General features: G+C 65.5%; 14 protein-coding genes, 2 pseudogenes and 1 riboswitch. Of the genes and pseudogenes, 8 read left to right on the forward strand and 8 right to left on the reverse strand.

What is annotated here, in order from left to right:
• The first annotated feature begins 70 nt into the window (after nt 1–70).
• The 7 genes and pseudogenes from clpB (at nt 71) to AC1PLU_RS05820 (ending at nt 10,241) form a co-directional block, all read left to right on the forward strand.
• Nucleotides 71–2,656 (forward strand): ATP-dependent chaperone ClpB, encoded by a 2,586-nt coding sequence (gene clpB, locus AC1PLU_RS05790; RefSeq protein ID WP_046932802.1) that lies wholly within the window; start codon nt 71–73, stop codon nt 2,654–2,656.
• Between the two features lie 212 nt (nt 2,657–2,868).
• The gene (locus AC1PLU_RS05795) at nt 2,869–4,155 is read left to right on the forward strand and encodes an O-acetylhomoserine aminocarboxypropyltransferase/cysteine synthase family protein (protein ID WP_176338893.1); all 1,287 of its coding nucleotides are present in this window, start codon (nt 2,869–2,871) and stop codon (nt 4,153–4,155) included.
• A 1,009-nt stretch (nt 4,156–5,164) separates the two neighbouring features.
• Nucleotides 5,165–5,387: riboswitch (cobalamin riboswitch) on the forward strand.
• A 116-nt stretch (nt 5,388–5,503) separates the two neighbouring features.
• The gene (gene btuB / locus AC1PLU_RS05800) at nt 5,504–7,381 is read left to right on the forward strand and encodes a TonB-dependent vitamin B12 receptor (RefSeq protein WP_481107952.1); all 1,878 of its coding nucleotides are present in this window, start codon (nt 5,504–5,506) and stop codon (nt 7,379–7,381) included.
• 177 nt (nt 7,382–7,558) lie between these two features.
• A pseudogene (locus AC1PLU_RS05805) lies at nt 7,559–7,984 on the forward strand (bifunctional adenosylcobinamide kinase/adenosylcobinamide-phosphate guanylyltransferase); the annotation flags it as partial.
• Nucleotides 7,981–9,027: a nicotinate-nucleotide--dimethylbenzimidazole phosphoribosyltransferase gene (cobT, locus tag AC1PLU_RS05810; RefSeq protein ID WP_481107953.1), complete on the forward strand. Its 1,047-nt coding sequence runs from the start codon at nt 7,981–7,983 to the stop codon at nt 9,025–9,027. The pseudogene AC1PLU_RS05805 and the gene cobT, both read left to right, overlap by 4 nt.
• Nucleotides 9,024–9,267 (forward strand): annotated as a pseudogene (locus tag AC1PLU_RS05815) (histidine phosphatase family protein); the annotation flags it as partial. The gene cobT and the pseudogene AC1PLU_RS05815, both read left to right, overlap by 4 nt.
• A gap of 59 nt (nt 9,268–9,326) precedes the next feature.
• Nucleotides 9,327–10,241, forward strand: coding sequence for an AraC family transcriptional regulator (locus tag AC1PLU_RS05820; protein ID WP_481107954.1), 915 nt, complete (start codon nt 9,327–9,329; stop codon nt 10,239–10,241).
• Here the strand turns inward: AC1PLU_RS05820 and AC1PLU_RS05825 are convergent.
• The 8 genes from AC1PLU_RS05825 to ybaL form a co-directional block, all read right to left on the reverse strand.
• On the reverse strand, nt 10,139–11,434 hold the full coding sequence (locus tag AC1PLU_RS05825) for a type III PLP-dependent enzyme (protein ID WP_481107955.1): 1,296 nt from the start codon (nt 11,432–11,434) through the stop codon (nt 10,139–10,141). The two genes, AC1PLU_RS05820 and AC1PLU_RS05825, sit on opposite strands and share 103 nt — an antisense overlap.
• Nucleotides 11,431–13,200, reverse strand: coding sequence for an IucA/IucC family protein (locus tag AC1PLU_RS05830; RefSeq protein ID WP_481107956.1), 1,770 nt, complete (start codon nt 13,198–13,200; stop codon nt 11,431–11,433). The genes AC1PLU_RS05825 and AC1PLU_RS05830 overlap by 4 nt, the downstream gene beginning before the upstream one ends.
• The gene (locus AC1PLU_RS05835; RefSeq protein ID WP_481107957.1) at nt 13,178–14,386 is read right to left on the reverse strand and encodes an MFS transporter; all 1,209 of its coding nucleotides are present in this window, start codon (nt 14,384–14,386) and stop codon (nt 13,178–13,180) included. The genes AC1PLU_RS05830 and AC1PLU_RS05835 overlap by 23 nt, the downstream gene beginning before the upstream one ends.
• Nucleotides 14,383–16,185, reverse strand: coding sequence for an IucA/IucC family protein (locus tag AC1PLU_RS05840; RefSeq protein ID WP_481107958.1), 1,803 nt, complete (start codon nt 16,183–16,185; stop codon nt 14,383–14,385). Before AC1PLU_RS05840 ends, AC1PLU_RS05835 begins: the two co-directional genes overlap by 4 nt.
• Nucleotides 16,182–17,408: an ATP-grasp domain-containing protein gene (locus tag AC1PLU_RS05845; protein WP_481107959.1), complete on the reverse strand. Its 1,227-nt coding sequence runs from the start codon at nt 17,406–17,408 to the stop codon at nt 16,182–16,184. Before AC1PLU_RS05845 ends, AC1PLU_RS05840 begins: the two co-directional genes overlap by 4 nt.
• Nucleotides 17,409–17,646: 238 nt before the next feature.
• Nucleotides 17,647–19,779: a TonB-dependent receptor family protein gene (locus AC1PLU_RS05850; protein WP_481107960.1), complete on the reverse strand. Its 2,133-nt coding sequence runs from the start codon at nt 19,777–19,779 to the stop codon at nt 17,647–17,649.
• The gene (locus AC1PLU_RS05855) at nt 19,780–20,541 is read right to left on the reverse strand and encodes an HpcH/HpaI aldolase family protein (protein ID WP_481094365.1); all 762 of its coding nucleotides are present in this window, start codon (nt 20,539–20,541) and stop codon (nt 19,780–19,782) included.
• Nucleotides 20,542–20,758: 217 nt separating this feature from the next.
• Nucleotides 20,759–22,456: a YbaL family putative K(+) efflux transporter gene (gene ybaL, locus AC1PLU_RS05860; protein WP_255085824.1), complete on the reverse strand. Its 1,698-nt coding sequence runs from the start codon at nt 22,454–22,456 to the stop codon at nt 20,759–20,761.
• A 488-nt stretch (nt 22,457–22,944) separates the two neighbouring features.
• On the opposite strand from ybaL, the gene AC1PLU_RS05865 reads away from it, so the two are divergent.
• On the forward strand, nt 22,945–24,138 hold the full coding sequence (locus AC1PLU_RS05865; protein WP_481107961.1) for a cytochrome P450: 1,194 nt from the start codon (nt 22,945–22,947) through the stop codon (nt 24,136–24,138).
• Nucleotides 24,139–24,530: the final 392 nt, after the last annotated feature.

The following is a 24,530-nucleotide window of genomic DNA, read 5'->3' on the forward strand; positions in this document are numbered from 1 at the left end:
AACCCCGCACAGCAGCCGCATCTGCACGGTATCGCCGGAGACACCGGCCACCAGTTCAGAGGATTTCCCCATGCGGATGGACAAGCTCACCTCGCGGTTCCAGCAGGCGCTGGCCGACGCGCAGTCGCTGGCCGTGGGCCGCGACCACAACATCATCGAACCGGTGCACGTGCTCGCCGCGTTGCTCGACCAGAGTGGCGGTAGCACGCGCCCGCTGCTGTCGCAGGCCGGCGTCAACGTGCCATTGCTACGCGAGCGGCTGGGCGAGGCACTGGATACGCTGCCCAAGGTGTCGGGGCAGGAAGGTAACCTGTCGATCGGCAACGATCTCAACCGCCTGCTCAACCAGACCGACAAACTGGCCCAGCAACATGGCGATGCCTTTATCGCCAGCGAGTGGTTCGTGCTGGCCGCGGCCGACGATGCCAGCCCGCTGGGCGTGGCCTTGCGCGCGGCCGGTGGCGACAAGAAAAAGATCGAGGTTGCCATCGACAAGCTGCGCGGCGGCGAAACCGTGCAATCGGAAAATGCCGAAGAGCAGCGCCAGGCGCTGGAAAAATACACCATCGACCTCACCGCGCGTGCGGAGAGCGGCAAGCTCGATCCGGTGATCGGCCGCGACGAAGAAATCCGCCGCACCATCCAAGTCTTGCAGCGGCGCACCAAGAACAACCCGGTGCTGATCGGCGAACCCGGCGTGGGCAAGACCGCCATTGTCGAGGGCCTGGCCCAGCGCATCATCAATGGCGAAGTGCCCGAAGGCCTGCGCGGCAAGCGTGTGCTGTCGCTGGACATGGGCGCGCTGATCGCCGGCGCAAAGTTCCGCGGCGAGTTCGAAGAACGGCTGAAGGCGGTGCTCAGCGACCTGTCCAAGAACGAAGGCCAGATCATCCTGTTCATCGACGAGCTGCACACCATGGTCGGCGCGGGCAAGGCCGATGGCGCGATGGACGCGGGCAACATGCTCAAGCCGGCGCTGGCGCGTGGCGAGCTGCATTGCATCGGCGCCACCACGCTGGACGAATACCGCAAGTACATCGAAAAAGACGCGGCGCTGGAGCGGCGTTTCCAGAAGGTGTTCGTGGGCGAACCGACGGTGGAAGACACCATCGCGATCCTGCGCGGCCTGAAGGAGCGCTATGCCGTGCATCACGGCGTGGAGATCACCGACCCGGCGATCGTGGCCGCCGCCACGCTGTCCAACCGCTACATCACCGACCGCCAGCTGCCGGACAAGGCCATCGATTTGATGGACGAGGCGGCATCGCGCATCCGCATGGAGATCGACTCCAAGCCGGAGGAACTCGACCGCCTGGAGCGCCGCCTGATCCAGCTCAAGATCCAGCGCGAGATGCTGAAGAAGGAAAAGGACGACGCCTCGCGTCAGCGCCTGGCCGATCTGGAAACCGACATCGACAAGCTCGAGCGCGAGTTCTACGACCTCAACGAGTTGTGGAAATCCGAGAAGGCTGCGCTGCAGGGCACCACCAAGGTCAAGGAGCAGATCGAGCACGCCAAGCTGGAACTGGAGGCCGCGCAACGGCGCCAGGACTACGCCAAGATGAGCGAGATCCAGTACGGCGTATTGCCGCAACTGGAAAAGCAGATGGCGCTGGCCAACGAGGTTGAACATCACGACTTCAAGCTGGTGCAGGACCGTGTCACCGCCGAGGAAATCGCCGAGGTGGTGTCGCGCTGGACCGGCATTCCGGTCAACAAGATGCTCGAAGGCGAGCGCGACAAATTGTTGCGTATGGAAGACGAACTGCATCACCGCGTGGTCGGCCAGAACGAGGCGATCAAGGTGGTCTCCGATGCTGTGCGTCGTTCGCGCGCGGGCCTGTCCGACCCCAATCGTCCTAGCGGCTCGTTCCTGTTCCTGGGACCGACCGGCGTGGGCAAGACCGAGTTGTGCAAGGCGCTGGCGGACTTCCTGTTCGACAGCACCGAAGCGATGATCCGCATCGACATGAGCGAGTTCATGGAGAAGCATTCGGTCTCGCGGTTGATCGGTGCACCTCCGGGTTATGTGGGCTACGAAGAAGGCGGCTATCTCACCGAGGCAGTGCGTCGGCGCCCGTATTCGCTGATCCTGCTGGACGAAGTGGAGAAGGCGCATGCCGATGTCTTCAACATCCTGCTGCAGGTGCTCGACGATGGACGCCTCACCGATGGCCAGGGCCGCACCGTGGACTTCCGCAACACCGTGATCGTGATGACCTCCAACCTGGGCTCGCACCAGATCCAGGAGCTGTCCGGCGACGGTAGCGCCGAGGCCTATACGCAGATGAAGGCCGCGGTGATGGGCGTGGTGCAGGCGCATTTCCGCCCGGAGTTCATTAACCGGCTCGACGACATCGTGGTGTTTCATCCGCTGGATAAGGCACAGATCAAGTCGATTGCGCGCATCCAGTTGCATGGGCTGGAGAAGCGTTTGTCCGAGCGCGGCCTCAAGCTGGATCTGGACGATGCTGCGCTGGAATTGCTGGGTAATGTCGGCTTCGACCCGGTGTATGGCGCACGCCCGCTCAAGCGCGCGATCCAGTCGCAGGTGGAGAACCCGCTGGCGCAGCAGATCCTCTCGGGGCATTACCTCAGCGGCGATACCGTGCGCGTGCGTGTCGAGGGTGGGCGTCTGGCATTCACCAAGGGCTGATGTTTGGCGGTACTTGTGTGCCGCATCGGTAGTCAAGGTTGAAAGGTAACCAACGGGCACTGCGCAGGCAGTGCCCGTTTGCGTGATATGGATGGCGCATGCTGGGCATCGTTGCGCTCACAACGCGGCGGCATAAGCTCATTACCGCTCGTCTGCAATCGCAGGCGCATGCCCGGCTATGGTCGGCACTCTGTCCGAGAGCGAGCCGCGCCATGACCGATCCGCAGTGGAAGCCTGAAACCATCGCCGTGCACGGCGGCTACACGCCCGACCCGACCACGCGTGCGGTGGCGGTGCCGATCTACCAGACCGTGGCCTTCGCGTTCGACGATACCCAGCACGGCGCGGACCTGTTCGACCTCAAGGTGCAGGGCAATATCTATAGCCGCATCATGAATCCGACCAACGATGTGCTGGAGCAACGCGTGGCTGCGCTGGAAGGCGGCATCGGCGCGTTGGCGCTGGCGTCCGGGCAGGCGGCGGTGACGTATGCGATCCAGACCATTGCCGAGGCTGGCGACAATATCGTCTCCTCCAGTGCGTTGTATGGCGGCACCTACAATCTGTTCGCGCATACATTTCCGCAGTTCGGCATCAGCACGCGCTTTGCCGATTATCGCGATCCGCAGGCGTTTGCCGGCTTGATCGATGAACGTACCAAGGCGGTGTTCGTGGAGTCGATTGGCAATCCGCGCGGCAATATCACCGATATCGAAGCCGTGGCCGCGGTGGCGCATGCGCATGGGGTGCCGTTGATCGTGGACAACACCGTGGCCACACCTTCGTTGTTGCGGCCGATCGAGTTCGGCGCCGACATCGTGGTGCATTCGCTGACCAAGTATCTGGGTGGCCATGGCAACAGCATCGGCGGGGCGATCGTGGACAGCGGGCGCTTCCCCTGGGCGGCGCACAAGCAGCGGTTCCCGCGCCTCAACGAGCCGGATGTGAGCTATCACGGTGTGGTCTATACCGAAGCGTTGGGTGATGCGGCGTATATCGGTCGTGCGCGCGTGGTGCCGCTGCGCAACACCGGTGCGGCACTATCGCCGTTCAATGCGTTTTTGATCCTGCAAGGCATCGAAACGCTGCCGTTGCGGATGGAGCGCATCAACGCGAATACGCTGGCGATTGCGACGTATCTGCAGGGGCATGCGCGGGTTGCGTGGGTCAACTATGCCGCGCTGCCGGATCATCCCGAGCATGCGTTGGCGCAGAAGTATCTGGGCGGGCATGGCTCGGGTGTGTTGACCTTCGGCCTGCCCGGTGGACGCGCGGCAGGCGCGCGGTTTCTGGATGCGCTGCAGTTGTTTACGCGGCTGGTGAATATCGGCGATGCGAAGTCGCTGGCGACGCATCCGGCATCAACCACGCATCGGCAGTTGGGCCCGGCCGAGTTGGAACATGCCGGGGTGAGTGAAGACACCGTGCGGCTGTCGATCGGCATCGAACACATCGACGATCTGCTAGCGGATCTGGAGCAGGCGCTGCAGGGGGCGTGAGGTGTCGATAGCCGTTTGAGGGTACGCGTTCTCCGGGCACCGCCAAGCACGCGGTCTGTTCTGGCTTCGGTCAGGACGTCAGCGCGGCCGGGTATTGGCTCCTCGGCTCGGTCAGATGTCCTGTCTGACTCGCCGCCGCGGCACATCCCTGTGCCGCTCTCCGCCAATCCCCGGCCACGCTGCCGCCTCGGTACATCGCTTCCATGACCTAGAATTCTTGAACAAGCCGATGAAGCGTGGCTTGAAGCCCCTCTCCCGTCGGGGCGAGGAGGAACAGCTTGCGCGCCATGGGCGCGTGCCTTGGAGCGCCCGCGCCGCAAGCGCGGGCCGGGGCGCTGAGCGGGGGTTGGGGTGAGGGTACGGGTTCTCCGGGCACCGCCAAGCACGCTGTCTGTCTGTGACTATGTCTCTGGCTTCGGTCAGGGCGTCAGCGCGGCCGGGGATTGGCTCCTCGGCTCGGTCAGACATCCTGTCTGACTCGCCGCCGCGGCACATCCGTGTGCCGCTCTCCGCCAATCCCCGGCCACGCTGCCGCCTCGGTACGTCGCCTCCATGACCCAGAAATCTTGAACAAGCCAATGAAGCGTGGGTAGAAGCCCCTTTTCCCGCCGGTGACAGCTAGCCCCTCTCCCGTCGGGAGAGGGGTTGGGGTGAGGGTACGGGGCGAAGCCCACTCACACTTACTACGTCAAGCTCAGCGCCGCACTTGGCTAAAAGTTGCATGCACTTTCTTCAGACATGGCATGAGGCTTCGCCCGTACCCTCATCCGCCCCTTCGGGGCACCTTCTCCCGATGGGAGAAGGACAGCTTTAGCCCCTCTCCGTCGGGAGAGGGGTTGGGGTGAGGGTACGGTTGACCAAATATTTCTCAGTAGCCGCACTCTCATCCGGCGTTGCGTGCCACCTTCGCCGGGCGGGAGAAGGGATTGGGGATTCACCATCCAGGCGCGTGGCGACGCGCTGCTCTTGGCCGGTTGCCGGAGACCGCTGAGGCCCCAGCCAATCCTGCTACCATGCGCGCCCCTGAGGTGACTGCTGCTTTACCGGTGGTTTAAACGGGAATCCGGTGCGCGCATCGCCTTGGCGAGTTGCAATTCCGGAGCTGCCCCCGCAACGGTGGGCGAGGTCAGATGCCGCATTACGCCACTGTGCAGTCGCATGGGAAGGCGCGGCATCGGGGGCGCAGGCCTCCACTCGCGAGCCCGGAGACCGGCCTTGAGGAATTGACCCGGCACGCGGTGGGCGTGGCCTTGATCGTCTGGCGCTGCGGCCTCGGGCGCCTGGCCCGTTGCTGTTTGCCGCCCCATTGCCCCCGCGCGGGTAGGCGCGGTTCCAGGAGCAGCAGTCGATGTCCCGTTCTTCCGTTTCGCCGCGCCGCGCGGTGTTGGCCGTGTGCCTGTCGTTGTGTGTGGTCAATGTGGTCCATGCCGAAGCCGCCATCGATCTCGACCAGGTCGTGGTCACTGCTTCGCGCACCGCGCAGACACAGGACCAGACGCTGGCGCCGGTCACCGTGATCGACCGAGCGCAGATCGAGCGTCGCCAGGTGAACTCGCTGCAGGATCTGCTGCGTGGCGAAGCCGGCGTGTCGCTGGCCAATAACGGTGGCCCAGGCAAGCCGACCTCGCTGTTCCTGCGCGGCACTGAGTCCGACCAGGTGGTGGTGTTGATCGACGGCGTGCGCATCGGTTCGGCCACCTCGGGCGGCGCGGCGCTGCAGGACCTGCCGATCGAACAGATCGAACGCATCGAAATCGTGCGTGGCCCGTTCTCCAGTTTGTATGGTTCCGAAGCGCTGGGCGGTGTCGTCCAGATCTTTACCCGCCGCCCTCAGGGAAGCTTCGTGCCCACCTTCAGCGCGGCGGCCGGCAGCGACAACGCGCGCCGCTACAGTGCAGGTGTGGCCGGGCGCAGTCAGGGCGATCTGAGCGAGCGCGGCGGCTGGTATTCGGCCAACGCGGTGCATGACGAGACCGATGGCATCAACGCCTATCTGGACACCAGCTCCAGCGACTACGATCCGGATCGCGATGGCTATCGCAACGATTCGCTGAGCGTGCAGGGCGGCTGGCGCTTCAATCGCCAGTGGGATGCGGACGTGCACGCCTTGCGCGCGCAGAGTCGCAACGAATACGACGGCTCGGCCTTCGGCGGTAACCTGTCCAAGGGCGTGCAGCAGGCGGTCGGCGGCCGCGTGCGGTATGCGCCGACCGATGCGCTCAAGCTCACTGCCAGCGTCGGCAGCAGTTCCGATTTGAGCGATGCGTATTACGAAGGCGCGTATCTGTCCACCTACGACACCCGCCGCAAGCAAGGTTCGTTGCAGGCCGATATCGATGCCGGCGCTGGCCTGCTGACGGTCGGCTTCGACTGGCAGCGCGATGCCATCGCCAGCAGCGACAATTACAATTCCGATAGCCGCATCGACCGCGCCGCATTCGCGCAGTGGCAGCAGAGCTTCGGCACGCAGTCGTTGCAGGCCAGCCTGCGTCGCAATGACAACAGCCAATTCGGCGGCAAGACCACCGGTAGCCTGTTGTGGGGCTGGGATTTCGCCGAGCACCTGCGCCTGACCGCCAGCTACGGCACCGCGTTCAAGGCACCGACCTTCAACGAGTTGTATTACCCCGATTTCGGCAATCCGTTGCTGGGGCCGGAGACCTCCAAGAGCGCCGAGCTCGGTCTGCGCGGCAACTACGACTGGGGCACCTGGACGCTGAGCGCGTTCCAGACCCGCATCGACGATTTGATCGCCTACGACGCGTCGTTGGTGGATGCGGCGCATCCGTTCGGGCAGCCGAACAATATCGATCAGGCGCGCATCCGCGGCGTGGAAGCCGGTTACGACACCGAGCTGGCCGGCTGGACCGTGCGCAGCGCGTTGACCTGGTTGCAGCCGGAAGCAGATGGCAGCGTCAATCAAGGCAACTGGTTGCCGCGGCGCGCGCGGCAGAGCGGGCGTATCGATGCGGACCGCAGCTTCGGTGTGTTCGGCGTCGGTGCCAGCCTGTTCGGGTCCGGCAAGCGTTTCGACGATCTGGCCAACACCGAGCGCCTGGCCGGTTACGGTCTGCTGGATCTGCGCGTGAGTTATGCAGTGAATGCGGAGTGGAAGGTGGCGCTCACTGCCAACAATGTGTTCGATCGCCAGTACGAAACCGCACGCTGGTACGCGCAGCCGGGGCGCAATTATCTGCTGACGCTGCGTTATCAAGCAGCGCAGTAAGCGCGGCGATCACACCGGCCGTGCTCACCGTCGGGCGAGTCATACTGCAGCCCTACAAGCAATTGCATCGCGTGCACGGGCGGCTTGCATTGAACGACGCGGCGGTGAGCGGCTACGCGATCCACTGCGGCATCAGCACGGGCGCTGCGTTGACGCGGCCATTGCTGCAACAGGACGACGGCCGCGCCATTGGACGATGAGATGCGCGCACGCATCGCGCATCACCGCAGCCAATGCCCGCCACATTGGCCGTGCGTGGAAGAACCCATCGCGTTGGCTGCCAGCTTGCAGGCACTGGCCGCGCCCGACCGCTGCGTGCTGGTGGATTGCCTCACGCTGTGGCTGAGCAGCCTGCTGGGCGACCCGGATGCCGGCGTATTCGTGCTCGAGCGTTAAGCCTTGCTCGGCACCCTGCCGCAGTTGCCGGGGCAGATCGTGCTGGTCGGCAACGCGGTCGGGCAGGGCATCGTGCCGTTGGGTGAACCGACGCGCCGGTGTGTCGACCAGGCCGGTCTGCTGCATCAGGCATTGGCGGTACAGTGCGAGCGCGTGGTGTTTGTCGTGGCCGGCTTGCCGATGGTGCTGAAAGGAGACGCGGTGTGAGTATCGATTGGATCCAGGGTGCCTGTGCGGTGCCGGATGCACGTGTGCGGGCAGCGGCGCTGGCCCGGCAGGGACAACTGACCAAGCCGCCTGGTGCGCTGGGTCGGCTGGAGCATCTGGCCGTGCAACTGGCGGCCTGGCAGCGCAATGAATCCCCCACCGTGCAGCGGATCTGGATTGCGGTGTATGCCGCCGACCACGGCGTCGCGGCCGAGGGCGTGTCTGCGTTTCCGCAGGCGGTCACCGGCGAGATGGTGCGCAATTTCGCCCGCGGTGGCGCCGCCATCGCAGTGCTGGCGCGCGAGCTCGGCGCACGCCTGGAAGTGGTGAATCTGGGCGTGGTCAACGACCCGGGCGAGTTGCCGCGGGTGCGTCGTGCCTGGATCGCGCCGTCCAGCGCCAACATCTGCGAGCAGCCGGCGATGACATCCACCCAGTTGCGCGATGCCCTTGCCGCAGGCGTCGAAAGCATTGCGCAGGCAAGGAGTTGCGATACGCAGCTGTTTGTCGGCGGTGAAATGGGCATCGGCAACACCACTGCTGCCGCCGCGCTGGGCTGCGCGCTGCTGTCGCAGTTTCCGCAGGCCATGGCCGGCGCCGGTACCGGGCTGGATGCCGAAGGCATCGCGCACAAGGCGACCGTGATCACCCGCGCGCTGGCCCTGCATGCCGATGCCTCCACGCCGCTGGAGCGGTTGCGCCGGCTAGGCGGTTTCGAGATTGCCGCCCTGGTCGGTGCCTATATCGCGGCCGCGCAGGCCGGGATTCCGGTGCTGGTGGATGGCTTTATCAGTACCGCCGCGGCGTTGGTCGCCACCCATCTCAATGGCGGCGTGCGCGAATGGCTGTTGTTCGGGCACCGCTCGCAGGAGCGCGGCCATGCCGCGTTGCTGCGCGCGCTGGATGCCGAACCCTTGCTGCAACTGGACCTGCGCCTGGGCGAAGCCAGCGGCGCAGCGGTCGCCATTCCGCTGTTGCGTCACGCTTGCGCACTGCACAACGGCATGGCCACCTTCGCCGAAGCCGGCGTGTCCGACGGCTGAATGCGCAGATCAGCATGTTGCGACACGGCGAGACCGGCCAGCGCAGCATCGCGGGTAGCTCGACGACCCACTTACCGCGTTGGGCTGGCAGCAGCTGCGCACGGCCACCGCCGAGGCGTCTGCGATGTGGTGGTCGCCTCCACGCTGCAGCGCTGCGCATTGTTCGCCACCGAATTGGCAAACGCGCGGTGTGCCGCCTGGCTGCAGTGCAGCCGATTGCGCCGCCCCCACTGCGCAAGATCGGGACCGCGCGTCACGCCGATCTGCGCGATGCTGGGGCCGCCAACAAGGAATCGTCCATGCCAGCAGCCTCCGTGAGTTTCAATCGGCAACGCAGCGTCGAGCGCGTTGTGGCACATCTGCAGGCCAGCATTCGCGCTGGTGAGCCGCTGCCGGATCTGGCCGCACTGGCGGCGGTGGCGCAGCAATCGCCGCATCATTTCCATCGGGTCTATCGCGCGCTGGCGGGCGAAACCCTGGGGCAGACCATCGCGCGGCTGCGTTTGAGTTATGCGTTGCATCTGTTGGGCGAGCAGGCGAGCTCGGTGACCGAGGTGGCGCTGGCGGTGGGCTATCAGACCCCGCAGGCGCTGGCACGCGCGTTCCGTGCCGTGTTGCAGGCCAGCCCGAGTAGCCTGCGCAATACACCGTCGCTGCGCGCACAGAAACTGCAGCAACTGGCCGTGCCCTCGATGCCGTCGCAGCTGTCCGGCGCACCGTTGCAGGTGATGGTGCAAGTGCTCGATCCGCTGCAAGTGGTGGTGCTACGCCAGCGCGGCGCGTTCGACGATCTGGACCGTGGTTTCGGCCGCATCGCTGCCTGGGCCGAGCGGATCGGTGCAATCGAGCAGCTGCAGTCGCTGATCGGCCTGCCGCTCAGCGACCACCGCGATGTGCCGGCGCACCTGCATCTGTTCGAATGCGGCATGGCCTTCGACGCCGCACTGTCGCCGCCGGCGCCGTTGCACCTGCGCCAGCTCCACGGTGGCGCGCACGCGGTGCTGCGTCATGTAGGGTCGTATGCAGGTATCGAAGACGCGCTCGACCGCGTGCTCGCGCAGTGGCTACCCGACAGCGGCTACGCGCTACGCGATGCGCCGCTGCATTACCTCTACCTGGACGATCCGGAAGCAGTGGCAGAGGGCAAGCTGCGTGCAGACATCCGGGTGCCGGTGCGGCTTTCCACGGAAGCGGATGCGGATGCAGTTGTCTGAGCCGCCACCGGCAAAAACATCATCTGCGGCGGTGGATGCATCAGGAACTGCTGATGCGAAATATTCCACGCATACGCACCGGCCAGCGGGAAGGCCAGGCAGTCGCCCGGCGCCAGGGTCGCGATAGGCTGGTCGCGTGCCAGCACGTCCTTGGGCGTGCACAGCTGCCCGACCAGCGTCACCGGCATGTCGCGCAGCACTGGGGCACGCGCGCCACGCAACACACGGAACGGGTGATCGTGACCTTGTGCGGCCGGAGTGCGGAAGTGATGGGTGCCGCCGCGGGCGATCGCAAACCAGGCGCCGTGGCTGCGCTTGAGGTCCAGCACTTCCATCAGATACCAGCCGCAGCTGGCACTGACATAGCGCCCCGGCTCCAACCGCAGACGCAGTGCGTCGCCATGTTCGCTTAGCAACGCAGGCAAGCCGGCGCAGAAGCCGGCCCAATCGAACGACGATTCCGGCGCCAGATAATCCACACCGAAGCCACCGCCTGCATTCACCCGCAACGGGCCAAGCCCGTAGCGTTGCCGCCACTGCTGCACGGTGCGCAGATAGGCAGCGATCAGGTGCAGCTGCGCGCCGGCATCGCGCTGGTGCGACATCAGATGGAAATGGAACCCTTCCAGGCGCAGCGAGGGGCTCGCACGCAGCCGATGGATCGCCGCATCCAGATCGTCCGGGTCCAGGCCGAACGGCGAGGGTTGCCCGCCCATCATCAGACGCGTGCTCTGCGCCCCGGGCACGGCGATGTTCATGCGCAGGAACACCGGTACGCAGCGGCCCGCCTGCGCCGCGATGACGGCCAGGCGTTCCAGTTCGCCCAGGCTTTCCACGTGCACGGTGCAATCGGGCAGCGCAGCGGCCTGGGCAAGTTCGCTATCGAGCTTGCCGGGTCCGCCGAACAACAACGCGGCCTGCGGTTGTTGCTGATGCAGCCAGGTGAGTTCGCCGCCGGAGGCCGCTTCGAAGCCATCCATGTGCGGGGCGAGCGTGCGCAGGATCGGCGGCTCCGCATTGGCTTTTGCCGCGTAGAACAGCTCGCACCCGGCCGGCAATTGCGCGCGCATCCATGCCGCATGCGCGTGCAGTGTGGCCAGGTCGTAGACGTAGGCGCAGAGCGGGCCATCGCTGTGTTCGCGCAGGTGTGGCAACGCCTCCATCACTGCGGCGGTATCGATGTGCAGGCTCATGCCGCCACCTGGCGCGCGGTCGCGACGCGTGGAATGGGATTGGGCAGCGCGGTGTAATCGGATTGTCGATCCGCGCGTTGCCACAGCCGCGTGCCCAGATTGTTCTTGCCGGGCAACGGCGCGCCGTCGATCAGGCCTTGCAGCGCGGCCTGCGCACCATGACGTTGCTGCCAGCGTGCGGCGAGCTCGCCCACGCACTGCCACAGGCGCGCTTCCAGCGCGGCATCGCCTTCGGTGAGATGGAAGATCGCCTCGGCCAGGTTATTGACCAGCGCGCAATACGCCACACGATTCCAGCCCTGTTCCGGCGTGTAGTACAGCGATTGCCGTGCGCGCTCGCCCACGCCCTGCAAACGCGTGGCGGGCCAGTGGTGTGCGAGCAGCTTGGTGCCTTCCAGATCGCGGATCCATACCCGTGTCGGCCAGCCATCGGCGAAGCCGATCACGGTGTTCTGCAAGTGCGGTTCCAACGCGATGCCGTGCTGGAACAAGGCACTCCACACACCATCCAGCAACAAGCCGGCATAGGCGCGGAACCACAGCAACGTGGCGGTGTGGCGATCCATCTGCGCGCTGCCCAAGGCCTGCAACTTCGCCGCACACACGCTGTTGCCCTGCGCATCGCAGGTGAACAACGCGGCGGCCACCTGCGGCTGCCAACGCGCACGTTGCGCGGCAGGAAGGGTCTGCCGATACAGGATGCCGAAGCTCTCCGATAGCGCGCGTGCCGCAAGCGGATCGGCATCGTGCAGTGCCGGGTCCACCTGCCCGATCTCCAGCGAGGTGGCCGCAGGCTCCAGCATCACATCGAAGCCGGGGACCTGCACCGCCAACGCACGCCAGCTCGGCGCCAGCAGCTCGGTGAGGGCGACCGCACTTTCCAGCTCGTACCAGGCGTTCTTGCGCACGCAGTTGGTCAGCCGCACATGCACCGAGCACTTGAGGAAATAATCCAGCTCCGGGTGATACAGCGTGCGCACCGAGGAGGTTGGCCGCAGTGCATCGCCCAGCATGCCGACCGGCTCGATCACGCCGCGCGCTTGCAAGGTGCGCAGCAGCGGGTCGTCGAGCAGCCGCTGCGCTTCCCACGGATGGCAGGGATACAGGTCCTCGCTGCCGGACAGCTGCCGCAAGGTGGCACGTACATCGCGGCCCTGCATGCGCAAGAGCCGTGGGTCGATGCGGAACCAGAACAGCTGGAACGCCGCACGCGCTTCCGGCGCGCAGGCCATTACCTGCGCAAGATCGATGCCTTCGCGACTCTTAGGCGTGGGATGCAAGGCATGCCCCCACAGCATCGATTGCTCGGCATCGATCATCGCCTCACCAGTCGGCAAGGTGCCTTGTGCCTGTCGCAACAACGCAGCAGTGATCGCCACGCTGTTGGCGCTTTGCGCGAGCAGTTCCGGATTGACCGCCTGCGTGCTGCCCAGCGCCTGCAGCAGGCAACGCGCCAAGGCATGCGCATCCAGGCTCTGCCACGGTTGGCCGGCGCTCTTGAGAAACGGCGTGGAGGCGAAGCGGCAGCGGCCCAGGCGATCGGCATAGGCAATGCGCACGCACAGCGCGCCGGTGTCGCCCAGATCGATGCGTAGCCAGCGCTGCTCGGCCACGCGCGGGCCGGGGCGATCCAGCCCGCGATAATCGAAGTCCACTGCGCGTTGCGGAATCGCGAATTCGCGCAGGTAGCAGTTCAACCAGCAGGTGCAGGCCTGCGCGTCGGCCATGCTGTCGTACCAGGGGTCATGCATCGTGTGCGGCGACATCGGCGGATCTCCTCGAAGGGAAGCGCACCAGAACGGTGAGCGCAGCGGCCGCCGCAGCCAGCGCGGCAGCCAGGAAAGGGGTGGCAGGGCCGGCCGCCTGGGCCAGCGCGCCGGCAGCGGCACCGGCGAACACGCCGGCCCATTTGCCGCAGGCATCGAAGCGGCCGAACAAGCGCCCGGCGCCGTGCCCGCTGGCGACCATGGCCAGGCTGCGGTTGAGCCCACGCAGGCCGAACAACATGCCGAACCCGAACAGCACACGCGCAACTGCCAGTGCGACGGGATCGTGCAACAACGCCTGCCACACGCAGGCCACGGCGAACACCACCAGGCCGGGCACCAGCCACGCCTCGCCATCGCCGCGACGCCACCACGGCAGCACCACCAGATAGACCAGATGCGGCAGGCTGTAGAGCAGGCCGGCCAGCGCGTCGTGGCCGGCGCCGCGCGCCAGCGCATACGGGATGAAGTAGGGGAAGGTCACCACCATCGCGAAGCAGAACAGGAATTGCGCGATCAACAGTGCAGGCCACAGTGGGTTGGTCGTTGTGGTTGTCTGTGGTGAGGCCGACTGCGCCGACTCAGCTGCGTGCCTGGACGGTGTCGACGTCGCAGTGGAAGCTGTCGGCCGCACCGCAGGCCGATCGGCCGGCAAACACCAGGTCAGCGCGAACGCCAGCAGCGGCAACAGCGCGAGCGCGCGATACAGCGACTGCGCCGGGCCAAGCGCCAATGCCAGGCCCAACAACGCAGGCGCGCTGACCATCGCCAGGCGCGCCGAATACTGCGTCCAGTCGAGCGCACGCGCCAACGGGCCGGCCTGCGGCTGGCTGGCCAGATACGCATTTGCCGCCGCCAGCGAGCCGCCGCAGGTGCCTTGCACGATCAGCCCGAGTACCAGCCAGGTCAGCGACGGTGCGAAGCCGGCGATCGCAAAGCCCACTGCCAGCCCCAGTTGCGCACGCAACAGCGAACGCTTGCGTCCATAGCGGTCGGCCAAGCGCCCCCAGGTACTCGCCGTCAACGCCGTACACAGCGTCGGTAACACGTACAGCACGCCGCTCCAGCCAACCGCGGCCGACGGCGCCAGTTCGGCCAGCACCTGCGGCAGAAACAGCGGCATGCCCAACGCGGTGAAGGCGGCCAGGTAGTGCGCCGCCAGCACCGGGCCCAGAACACGCTTCATCGCTGAGCGCCCGCCTGCCGACGCAGCGTGTGTTGCGCGCCAGCGAATGCCTCGCCGAAGGGATTAGGCGCGCTATTGCCGTAGAACTTGTTGATGTCGCGCGCACCGGTGAGCTGTTTGCTGAGCAGGCTGCCGGCGCTGAGCAAGTACTTCACCGGCAGCCGCGGCGCGGCCAGCAAGCGGCGCGCGGGGCTGGTGTCGATGCCATCGACATCCAGCTGCGCCAGCGTCAAGGCGAACTGCGTCTGCAACTGCGTGTACAGCGGCGCACGCAGCGCGGGCTGCCATTCGGCCAGGCCTTCCAGCACCGCCTGCAGATCCAGTTGCAGCACGATGGTGCAGAACATCTGCGCCAGGGCGTGCGGATCGTCCACCGCGATACGCGCATCGTGCAGCGTGCCCAGTGTGTCGAGATCCGGCAGCTGCGCGCGCAGCTGCGGCATCGCGATGCGCGCGGCGTCGTTGTCCTTCATCAGCAGCCGCGTCGCCTGGCCATCGGCGTAGACCAGTACGCTGTTCTGCTGATTGGCTTCCAGCGCGATGCCGTAGCGCAGCCACAGGCGCAGATGCACCGCCAGCATCAGCTCGGTGTACTCGCGCCACCAGCCGAGCACATCGCCCTGCGCAAAGCGCTCGGCCAGATGGATCGCCATCGGCCGGCCATCCGGCAACAGCGCGCACAGCGCAGCAACCGGCACCAACGTGGCGTCGTCCAGCGGCGGATAACGCCGCACCAGATAGGCCAGATGACGCGTCTCACCCACGTGCCCGCCATGCGATTCGTCCACGAACACGCAGCGGCCGCGCAGTGCCGGGTCCAGCGCATCGATGCGGCGCAACGCCCGCTCCAGCCAGTGGCCGTCGTACAGCGTGGAGGGCTTGATCAAACGCAGATTGAGCGCGCCCAGCGTGCGCATCGGGATCGGCAACTTGAAATGCAGCTGCGGATGCAGCAGCGGCACCAGCGTGCGCACCGACAGGGTAGGGCGTACCTCCAGCCAGGCCTGCGGTGCACGCAAGCTGCCTGCAGGCAGCGCGAAGCCGTCCTGCTCCAGCCGCGCCCACACCAGCGGATGCACCGGCCAGGCGATGTGCGTGTCGGCCAGTTCGGGCGGCAAACCCAGCGTGGCGAAGTCCGGCCACAGCTCGGCCGGTAACGCGCTGGTACAGGTGACCTGCGCACGCGGAATCGCCAGCCAGCGCAGCGTAAAGGTGGGCGCGAATTCGGGCGCGTAATCGCGCAGTTCCGATGCATCCAGCCCGGCCTTGGCGCGTGCGGTCGGATAGAACGGATGGTCGCGATAGCTCGCCAGTTGATCGCAGCGATACGCGCGCTCGGCCGCATCTTCATGCTGCAGCGCGTTGAGTAGCGCAGGTGCCTGTGCATCGTAGGCCTGACGCGCCAGGCCGAGGTGGGCGGCGGCGCACTCGGCTTCTTCGGCATAGGCGCGATGCAACTGCTGCGTGTCCATGTCGAGCTGCGCGCTCATGCGTTGCAGCCATGTCTGCGCACCGCGTTCGACATGCACACCGTCAGCACGTTGCACAATCCAGCTATCGCCACAGGCGCTGATGTCCTGCAGGTAGCCCTGCCGGTGGATCGGCAACCACACCGTGCCATCGGGCAGGTGCGCGATGCGCCACCAGCCTTCCACCGGGCTGGGGTCGGTCCATGCCGCCAGCAGCGTTGCATCAGGTGTTGCGGCACTGCCACGCGTGGCGATCCCGCGCAGGTCTTCGCGCAGGCAGGCATCGATGATGCGGGTGGCGATATAGCGTTGGTCCGCTGTACTGCTCATGCGCGCAGCTCCGCGCTGTCGATCCGCCATTGCAAGCCCGCTTCGGCATGCACCACCGCCTGCTCCAGCGCCTGCGCATCGCTGGCCAGCGCGCTCAGCACACCCAGGTAATCCTTGTTGGAATGGCTCAGCCGGATGCGTTCGCCCGGCGCGCGCATGCGCCGGTACTGCACATCGCTGTGCGCAGTGTGATGGCGGCGGTCTTCGCTGGCGGCCACCAACTCGCCGTCCTGTTCGGCGACGTAGTAACGCAGCAAGGCATGTGCGCGATCGCTTCGTAGCTGCGGCAGCGGCAGGCCCAGATGCGGCGCCAGCGCGGCGTTGAACCACTGCTTGCCGAACATGCTGTCGAGCAGGAATTCCCGGCGGTCGCCGATGCTGCGGTAGTTGATCTCCACCAGCACCGGGCCATCGGCGGTGAGGATGAATTCGCTATGGCATAGCCCGAAACCGACACCAAAACTGCGCAGCTGCTCCAGCGCCTGCGCAATCACCGGCGTGTCCACGCGAGCATCCCACTGCGCTTCGCATTCCACAAAATGCGGAGGTGGCGACAGCCGCACCTTGAAGCCGCCCAGCGCCTGCAGCGTGTGGCCGTCGCCCAGCGTTTCCAGCGTAAATAGCGTCCCTTCCAGCATGCCTTCCAGCAACACGGTGCGCTGCGGATGGCGCTGCCACACATCGTCCAGATAGGCCTGCAATTGCACGGCATCGGCGCAGTGGCGCACGTCCAGGCTGGCGACGCCTTCGCGCGGCTTGGCGACCACCGGCCACGCAATGTCGGCCGGCAACGCTGCGCCCGGCGCCAGCGTGCAGAACCACGGCGATGGCAGTCCGCGCGCGCGCAAACGCTGACGCATCGCCGCCTTGTTCTTGGCCGCGTAGCACACCTGCCAATCCTTGCCCGGCAGGCCCAGACCGGCAGCGACCAGCGCAGTGCTGGTCTGCAGATGATCGCTGTTGCTGAACACTGCGCGCGGCGACACATCGGCGTCGTGCAGCACATCCAGCACGCCGAGCGGATTGAACACATCGCATTCGATCACCCGCTGCGGTGCTTGTGCCGGGTGCTCGCGGAAATAGCTGAGGTGATCGAGTCGGTGATCGGTCAGCAGCCACACCGGCAGGCCCAGCGCGTGCGCGGCAGGCAGAAAGCCTTCGGTGATGGCCGGATGGCAGACATGGGTGAGGATCACCAACGGTGCAGCGGATGTCGCAGTCATGGCAGCTCTCGATTCAACAGGACGGTGGAAAAACCGGTACTGAAACGGGCTGCCTGACGCCGCGGGGCGTTGGGTGGCCTGCGATGCGTTGATCGCATGCCGCATGCTGCGGCGGTGGTGCGTGCGTCATGCACGCCGTGTTGTCTGCGGCGCTCGCCAGCGCGACCGCCGTTGCCCAAAGGCGCGACCGAGGCCCCTGTGCATCGGTCGTTTGCAGCAGTTAATTACTGGCGCAGGTTTAAAACGTGTATTCCAGCCCGGCGGTCACGGTGCGCGATGGCGCTGCCTGGCGGCCCCACGGGCTGGTATCCACACCACGGAACCAGTACTGCCGATCGAACAGGTTGTTGATCGCCAGCGATGCGCTGAATTTTTGTCCATCGCGTTCGAACAAGGTATGGCTTACCTGCGTGTTCCACACCATGTAGGCCGGCAACTGGCCCACCGAGGCGATTGCGTTCTCTTGCACGGTATTCGCCGCATCGCTGTAGGCCTTGCTGAAGTAGTAGCTCGACAGTGCGACAGTGGTGTGACCGAGCGTGTAGTTGCCGCCCAGCGTGATCTGGTTGCGTGAGGTGTAAGGCACGCGGAAGCCGCGAAACGCGCCCGATTCCTGGCTGGCATCCAGATACGCATAGCCGGCGTTGAGGGTGAGCGCACGCAGATTTTCCGGGCTCCATTGCAGCTCCAGCTCGCCGCCTTGATGGCGGGTCTTGCCGAGGTTGCGGAACACACGCGTGGTGTTGTCCAGCTGGATCTGCTGATCGAAATCGATCAGATAGCCACCCAACTGGATGCGGGTGCGATCGTTGGGCTGATAGCGCGTACCGGCTTCGTAGTTCCAGGCCAGTTCGGCATCCAGATTGTTGCCGAAGATGATCTGGGTGACCTGCGGCGCACGCATCGAGCGTTGCCCATCGGCATAGAAGAACCACTGTGCGTTGGCCTGGAAACCGACCGTCAGACCCGGCAACACATCGCGGGTCTGGTTGAGCGTGCTAACGCCGGTAGCCCGATTGAAATAGCGCGAATCCAGCCGCTCGTAACGCAGGCCCGGGGTGATGGTGAAACGTTCGTCGGGAAGGGTGATCGCGTTGCTGACGTAAGCGGCCAAGGCGCGATCTTCGAACTGCCAATCGCGCACGCTGGTGAACAGGCCATCGCGCAGGCGCAGATTGCCGACCAGAAAATCGATGTCTTCGTGCACGGCGCGCACACCGGCGGTCCACTGCTGACGCACGCCACCGGCATCGCCCATGCTCCAGCTCAGACGTGGCTCGCTGCCGACCACGCGGAAGTCGCGCGGTGCGGTCTGGCGCAGTTGCGGCGGCAGGTCCGAACGCCAGGTTTCGGTGGCGGCCTGACGCATGCCGACGATGAAGTTGCGGCTGCTGCGTGCGCTGAAGTTGGTCCAATCCAGGCGCACATCCTTCATCGGGCCCCAATCGCCCAGCAACTGCTCATAGCTCAAGGAGGCACGCGTGGTGCGGCCGTTGAAGCTGTCCAGCGGGCGCGTGGATTGACGCGGGTCGCGCCGGTAATCGTCCGGGCTGAGCGCACCGGCCAGATCCATGTCGACCAGATAACGCTGCACGCTGGCCTTGAGCAACTTGGTGTCGTCCAGCCACCACTCCGCACGCACGCGCAGATTGCTGATATCGGTATCGCTGTGCGCGCGCCAATACTCGCCATAGGTGCGATTGGCATCGATCTGCATGCCGAAGTTGTCGGTGAGATAACCACCGCTGCTGAGCGCGCTGTCCTGCAGAAACTGGCCCTGGCCGCCGGCGGTGATCTTGTGCGCCAGCGTGGTGCTCCACGCACTGGGGATGTCCTTGCTGACCAGATTGATCACCCCGCCCACGTTGTTCGGCCCGTACTGCACGGCCGCACCGCCGCGCACGATATCGATGCGGTCGATCTGATTCAGCCCCACCGGAAACAGCGACAGACTGGTCTGCCCATACGGCGCCAATGCCAGCGGAATGCCGTCTTCCAGCACCTGCACACGGCCACTGCGGCTTTCGTACAGGCCGCGCAGCATCAGCTGCGGCAACGCGCCGGTGCCGGTTTCGTCGAAGATCTTGATGCCCGGCACGCGTTGCAGCGCATCGTCCAGCGAGCGGTTGCCACCGTTGCGCAGCTGTTCGCGATCGATCACCTGGCGGCTGCCGGCATACCGCTGCACATCGTCGGGTTTGGAACGCCCGAGCAGGCTGCCCTGCACCTGGATCGCATCCAATGCGCGGATCGGCGTTTGCGCATCGGCGGCATCGGCATCCGGCGACTCGATGGCGAACGCCACCTGCGGCAGGGTCACAGTGATCGCAGCGATGGCGATGGCCAGGGCGTGGAAACGGAACGTCGACATCTACGGCGTGCTCCTGCAGGCGGGTGGTGAAGTGGGTATGGCGAATGTGGCCAGGTGGCTGCGCAGTGCACGTTGCATCAGTGCGCGGTCTTCGCCGGCAAGCAGCCAGCGCAGATCGGGCTGTTGCAGCCAGTGCGCGCGTTGCGCATCGGTGCGCGGATTGGGGCAGAACGGCACCTCGGCAGCAACGCATTGCGCATGCAGTTGCAGCAGCAGTTCCCACACCTGTGGATGGGTCGGTTGCGGGCCCAGGCCCAGATCCAGCGCAAGATCCAGTGCGCCTTCCATCACCAGCGCCACGCCGGGCACGGCAAGCATCTCGGGCAGCGCAGCAACACCGGCCGCGCTTTCGATCATCGGCACGATGCGGATATCGCGATTGGCTTGTGCGATGTAGCTGGGCAGATCGAGGTTGCCAAAGCCGGTGACACGCCCGCCGGTGATACCGCGCCGGCCCAGCGGCGGAAACCGCGCCGCAGCGATGGCGGAGGCCAGTTGTGCCGCTGATTCGGCGCGCGGAATCACGATCCCGCGTGCGCCGGCATCGAGCACGCGACCGATCAGTTTTTCGTCCACCTCCGGCACGCGCACCCAGGCCTCACAGCCGGACAGCTCGCATGCGCGGATGGCGTGTTCCAGCTCGTCCGGCGCGCGCAGCACATGCTCCAGATCCAGCACCACAAAGCCATAGCCGATGCGGCCCAGCAGCTCGCACAGCTGCACGCTTGGCAACGCATTGAGAACGCCAACCGCAAACGTCATGGATGAGGCCGCCAAGGAAACGGGCGCTCATCCTGCTCTTGATGGGAATGATTATCAAGTGTGTCTGGAGGGCAGTTCGTGGTGCCCTGGTCGCAGTTTGATCAAGGCGCTGCCGCAGACCTTTCCGTACTGAACAAGCTGCGGGCAACAAAAAACCCGCAGGTAGCGCCGGCGGGTTTTTTGTTTCGTGCGGTGTTGCCTGATGCTGCGCTGCAGCTTACGAGGCCGGAACGCGCAACGCCCGATACGGTGGGGTCGACATCACCATTTCGGCCAGCGAGTAGGCTAGTTCGCGTTCGGCCAGCACCGCGCCGTCGGCGCCGTGAGCGAGTAGATGCTTGACCTCGGCATCGCTGTGCGCACGCGCCAGCAGCGTGAGCGAGGGATTGATCGCACGCAGCTTGGCCAGCGCTTCGCCGGCTTCGAGCGGCTGCGGGATCGCAAGAATCGCGATCTTGGCGTGCTCCGGGCGCGCCTCGGCCAACACGCGGTCGGCCGCCGCGCTGCCACGGATGCCGGGGATGCCGGCCGCATGCGCCTTGGCCACATGATCGCCGTTGTCGTCGATCACCAGCACCGGCACGCCACGGCTACGCAACAACTGCGCCAGCGCGCTGCCCACGCGCCCGTAGCCGATCACGATGGCATGGCCGTCCAGCTGCAATGGCGGGCCGGGCGGCAGCTCCGGCTCCACCGTGGCGGGCGCGTCCTGCGCCTGCCTGGCCTGCCAGCGGTCCAGCCACGAGAACAGGAACGGGTTGGCGATGATCGACAGCAGCGCGCCGGCCAGGATCAGGTCGCGCCCGGTTTCGGGCAGGATCGCCAGCTGCACGCCCAGCCCGGCCAGGATGAAAGAGAACTCGCCGATCTGCGCCAGGCTGGTGGAAATGGTCAGCGCGGTACCGGTGGGGTGGCCGAACGCACGCACGATCACAAACGCGGCCAGCGACTTGCCCAAGGTCACGGTCAGGAACGTGGCCAGCACCTGCCACGGATGCTCGACCAGGATCATCGGGTCGAACAACATGCCCACCGAGACGAAGAACAGCACCGCGAACGCATCGCGCAACGGCAGCGAATCGCTGGCGGCCTTGTGGCTGAGCTCGGATTCCTTGAGCAACATGCCGGCGAAGAATGCGCCCAGGGCGAACGACACGCCGAACAGGGTGGCCGACACGAACGCCACGCCCAGCGCGATGCCGAGCACCGCCAAGGTGAACAACTCGCGCGAACCGGTGGCAGCGACTTTTTCCAGCGACCACGGAATCACCCGGCGCCCGATCACCAGCATCACCGCCACGAACGCCACCATCTTGAACAGCGTCAAACCGAGCGCGGCCAGCAGCGAGGTGGATTCGCCGTCATGCGCGGCAGCTGGCGCGCCGGTGCCGAGCACCTCGGCCAATGCCGGCAACATCACCAGCGCGATCACCATCACCAGGTCTTCGACGATCAACCAGCCCACCGCGATGCGGCCGCGCTGGGTTTCCAGCAGGCGGCGTTCTTCCAATGCGCGCAACAGCACCACGGTACTGGCCACCGACAGCGCCAGACCGAACACCAGGCCATGCATCAACGGCCAGCCCATGCTCCAGGCCAATGCCCAGCCCAGCAGCGTGGCGACCACGATCTGCGCCAGCGCACCGGGGATCGCGATCCACTTCACTTCCATCAGATCGTCGAGCGAGAAGTGCAGGCCCACGCCGAACATCAGCAGCATCACACCCAGCTCGGACAGCTGGTTGGCCATGGTCTGGTCGGCCACGAAGCCGGGCGTGAATGGCCCGACGCACACGCCTGCCAGCAGATAGCCGACCAGCGGCGAGAGCTTCACTTTCTGTGCGAGCGTGCCCAGCACGAAAGCGACCGCGAGGCCGACGGCGATGATGTCGATGAGGCTGGTGTCGTGATGCATTCCAATCCGTTGTGAGGTTGTCCAAGAATAGCGAGGGCGACCCAGCCAACGGCACTGCGCCGGGCATCGCCTGCGGGCATTGTGTGGTCATGGCTGGAGTCCGGCGAGGGGAACAGGACCGCGTTGCAGGTCCGGTTGGCCGGACGCCCATAGTACACAGCGCTTGATTAACGCGATGCGACACGTGGCGCATGCATGCAAACGGATGCACGCGTTGGGCGCGGCATGTGGACTGCATGAGCGTGCGTGCGCCAGTGCGACAGCGAGATGCACTGCACAGACAGGCAACGCGGAATCAACTTTGACGACAAGGCTTCGCGCCTGGGCAAGGCACGTGCGCGATGTGGGTCGACAATTGCCGCTGACAAATTGCCTCTGACAATCAGCGATTCCCTGTTGAAGAGCCTGCGTTCTTCATCAGGTCCAAGTCCTTATCGCCCCAGCCCCCATCGCCCATCTGCGGATGGTGATGCCATACGAGCCAGGCCATGCACCTCAGCGATTTCGCAACACCCGTCTTTCGGCACGATCCTTATCCGACCTACGCACGCTTGCGTGCCGAAGGGCCGCTGGTGCAGGTGGCCGAAAGGCGACTGATGTCCGGCCACTACAAGGTCGTGGACAGCCTGCTCAGCGATCGCCGGGTGGGCCGCGATTATCTGGAAAGCATCCGCCTGCGCTACGGCGAGGCAGCGGTGCAAATGCCGCTATTTCAGGGCCTGAGCCGCATGTTTCTGCTGCTCAACCCGCCCGTGCACACCCAGTTGCGCGGATTGATGACACAGGCCTTCGGTGCGCGGCAGATGGACTCCATGCGCGAAGTCGCCCGCGACACCGCCGCCGGCTTGATCGAGACGTTTCAAGCCAGGGGCCACTGCGATCTGCTGACCGAGTTCGCGTTTCCGCTGCCGATCGCCATCATTTGCCGGATGCTGGACATCGATGCAGCCGATGTTACCGTGCTGAGTCACGCGACCAGCGCGCTGGCAAAAGTCTTCGATCCCATGATGACGCCTGTGGAATTGGAGGCCACCAGCGCTGCCTTCATCCAGCTGGAAACCTATTTCAACGCCGTGATCGAGCAACGTCGCAACAATGGCGGCGAGGATCTGATTTCGCGTTTCATCCAGGCCGAAGACGAAGGCCGCCGCTTGAGCGATGAGGAGATCGTCTCCAATGTGATCCTGCTGTTTTTCGCCGGCCACGAAACCACCTCCAACATGATCTGCAATGCGCTGGTCGCCTTGCACCGGCATCCGCAGCAACTGCGCCTGCTGCAGGAAAACCCGAGCCTGATGCCGAATGCAGTGCTCGAATGCCTGCGCTACGACAGCTCGGTGCAGATCGCCACGCGCACCGCGTTGCAGGATTTCGAGATCGATGGGGTGGCCGTCTCCAAGGGCACGATGTTGTATCTGATGCTGGGCGCGGCCAACCACGACACGCTGCAATTCACCGACCCGCAGGTGCTGGATATCCGGCGCCAGCAGGGCCGCGCGCTGTCGTTCGGTGGTGGCATCCACCACTGTCTGGGCAATCGGCTGGCGCTGATCGAAATGGAAGCCGCGCTTGCCGCATTGCTCGAGCATCTGCCGGCACTTCGCCTGCCGCAGCTCGACGCGTTGAGCTGGAACGACCGCGCCAACCTGCGTGGTGTGGATGCGCTGCTTGCCTGCTGGTGAGGTGAGCGGCCAAGAGTAGCCAACGAAACCTCTTGGCCGCTGTATCGATAACGGTAACGTGTTGGCCCACGCGCCTTTGTTGACGCGTGGAGTGATGTCGGGAATTGCAATGACTCGACCGGATCGAAAGGAACTGATCAAACCGCCCCTCATCGTATTGCCGCGCACCGCTCTCAACCGTATACACCGACCATCGCGACTGGTCCTTGCCCGCCCACCGTCGCGGGACCTTACGCGGCATTGATGCCGCGTAAGAGCTTACAAGGACGTACTTGCAGCGTGTCCCGCGACGGTGGGCGGGCAAGGACCCTGCAGCCAAGCCGCAGATCATCCGCTCTAAAACCGACGTACTCGCACCGTTCCATCACCTCTCAAGCCGAACCAGATCCGAG

The organism is Xanthomonas sp. NCPPB 2933 (assembly GCF_056725225.1).

Excerpts from the sequence above, each read along its gene's own strand:
- clpB (WP_046932802.1), top strand. The coding sequence starts at position 71 with ATGCGGATGGACAAGCTCACCTCGCGGTTCCAGCAGGCGCTGGCCGAC.
- AC1PLU_RS05795 (WP_176338893.1), top strand. The coding sequence starts at position 2,869 with ATGACCGATCCGCAGTGGAAGCCTGAAACCATCGCCGTGCACGGCGGC.
- btuB (WP_481107952.1), top strand. The coding sequence starts at position 5,504 with ATGTCCCGTTCTTCCGTTTCGCCGCGCCGCGCGGTGTTGGCCGTGTGC.
- AC1PLU_RS05820 (WP_481107954.1), top strand. The coding sequence starts at position 9,327 with ATGCCAGCAGCCTCCGTGAGTTTCAATCGGCAACGCAGCGTCGAGCGC.
- AC1PLU_RS05825 (WP_481107955.1), bottom strand. The coding sequence starts at position 11,434 with ATGAGCCTGCACATCGATACCGCCGCAGTGATGGAGGCGTTGCCACAC.
- AC1PLU_RS05830 (WP_481107956.1), bottom strand. The coding sequence starts at position 13,200 with ATGTCGCCGCACACGATGCATGACCCCTGGTACGACAGCATGGCCGAC.
- AC1PLU_RS05835 (WP_481107957.1), bottom strand. The coding sequence starts at position 14,386 with ATGAAGCGTGTTCTGGGCCCGGTGCTGGCGGCGCACTACCTGGCCGCC.
- AC1PLU_RS05840 (WP_481107958.1), bottom strand. The coding sequence starts at position 16,185 with ATGAGCAGTACAGCGGACCAACGCTATATCGCCACCCGCATCATCGAT.
- AC1PLU_RS05845 (WP_481107959.1), bottom strand. The coding sequence starts at position 17,408 with ATGACTGCGACATCCGCTGCACCGTTGGTGATCCTCACCCATGTCTGC.
- AC1PLU_RS05850 (WP_481107960.1), bottom strand. The coding sequence starts at position 19,779 with ATGTCGACGTTCCGTTTCCACGCCCTGGCCATCGCCATCGCTGCGATC.
- AC1PLU_RS05855 (WP_481094365.1), bottom strand. The coding sequence starts at position 20,541 with ATGACGTTTGCGGTTGGCGTTCTCAATGCGTTGCCAAGCGTGCAGCTG.
- ybaL (WP_255085824.1), bottom strand. The coding sequence starts at position 22,456 with ATGCATCACGACACCAGCCTCATCGACATCATCGCCGTCGGCCTCGCG.
- AC1PLU_RS05865 (WP_481107961.1), top strand. The coding sequence starts at position 22,945 with ATGCACCTCAGCGATTTCGCAACACCCGTCTTTCGGCACGATCCTTAT.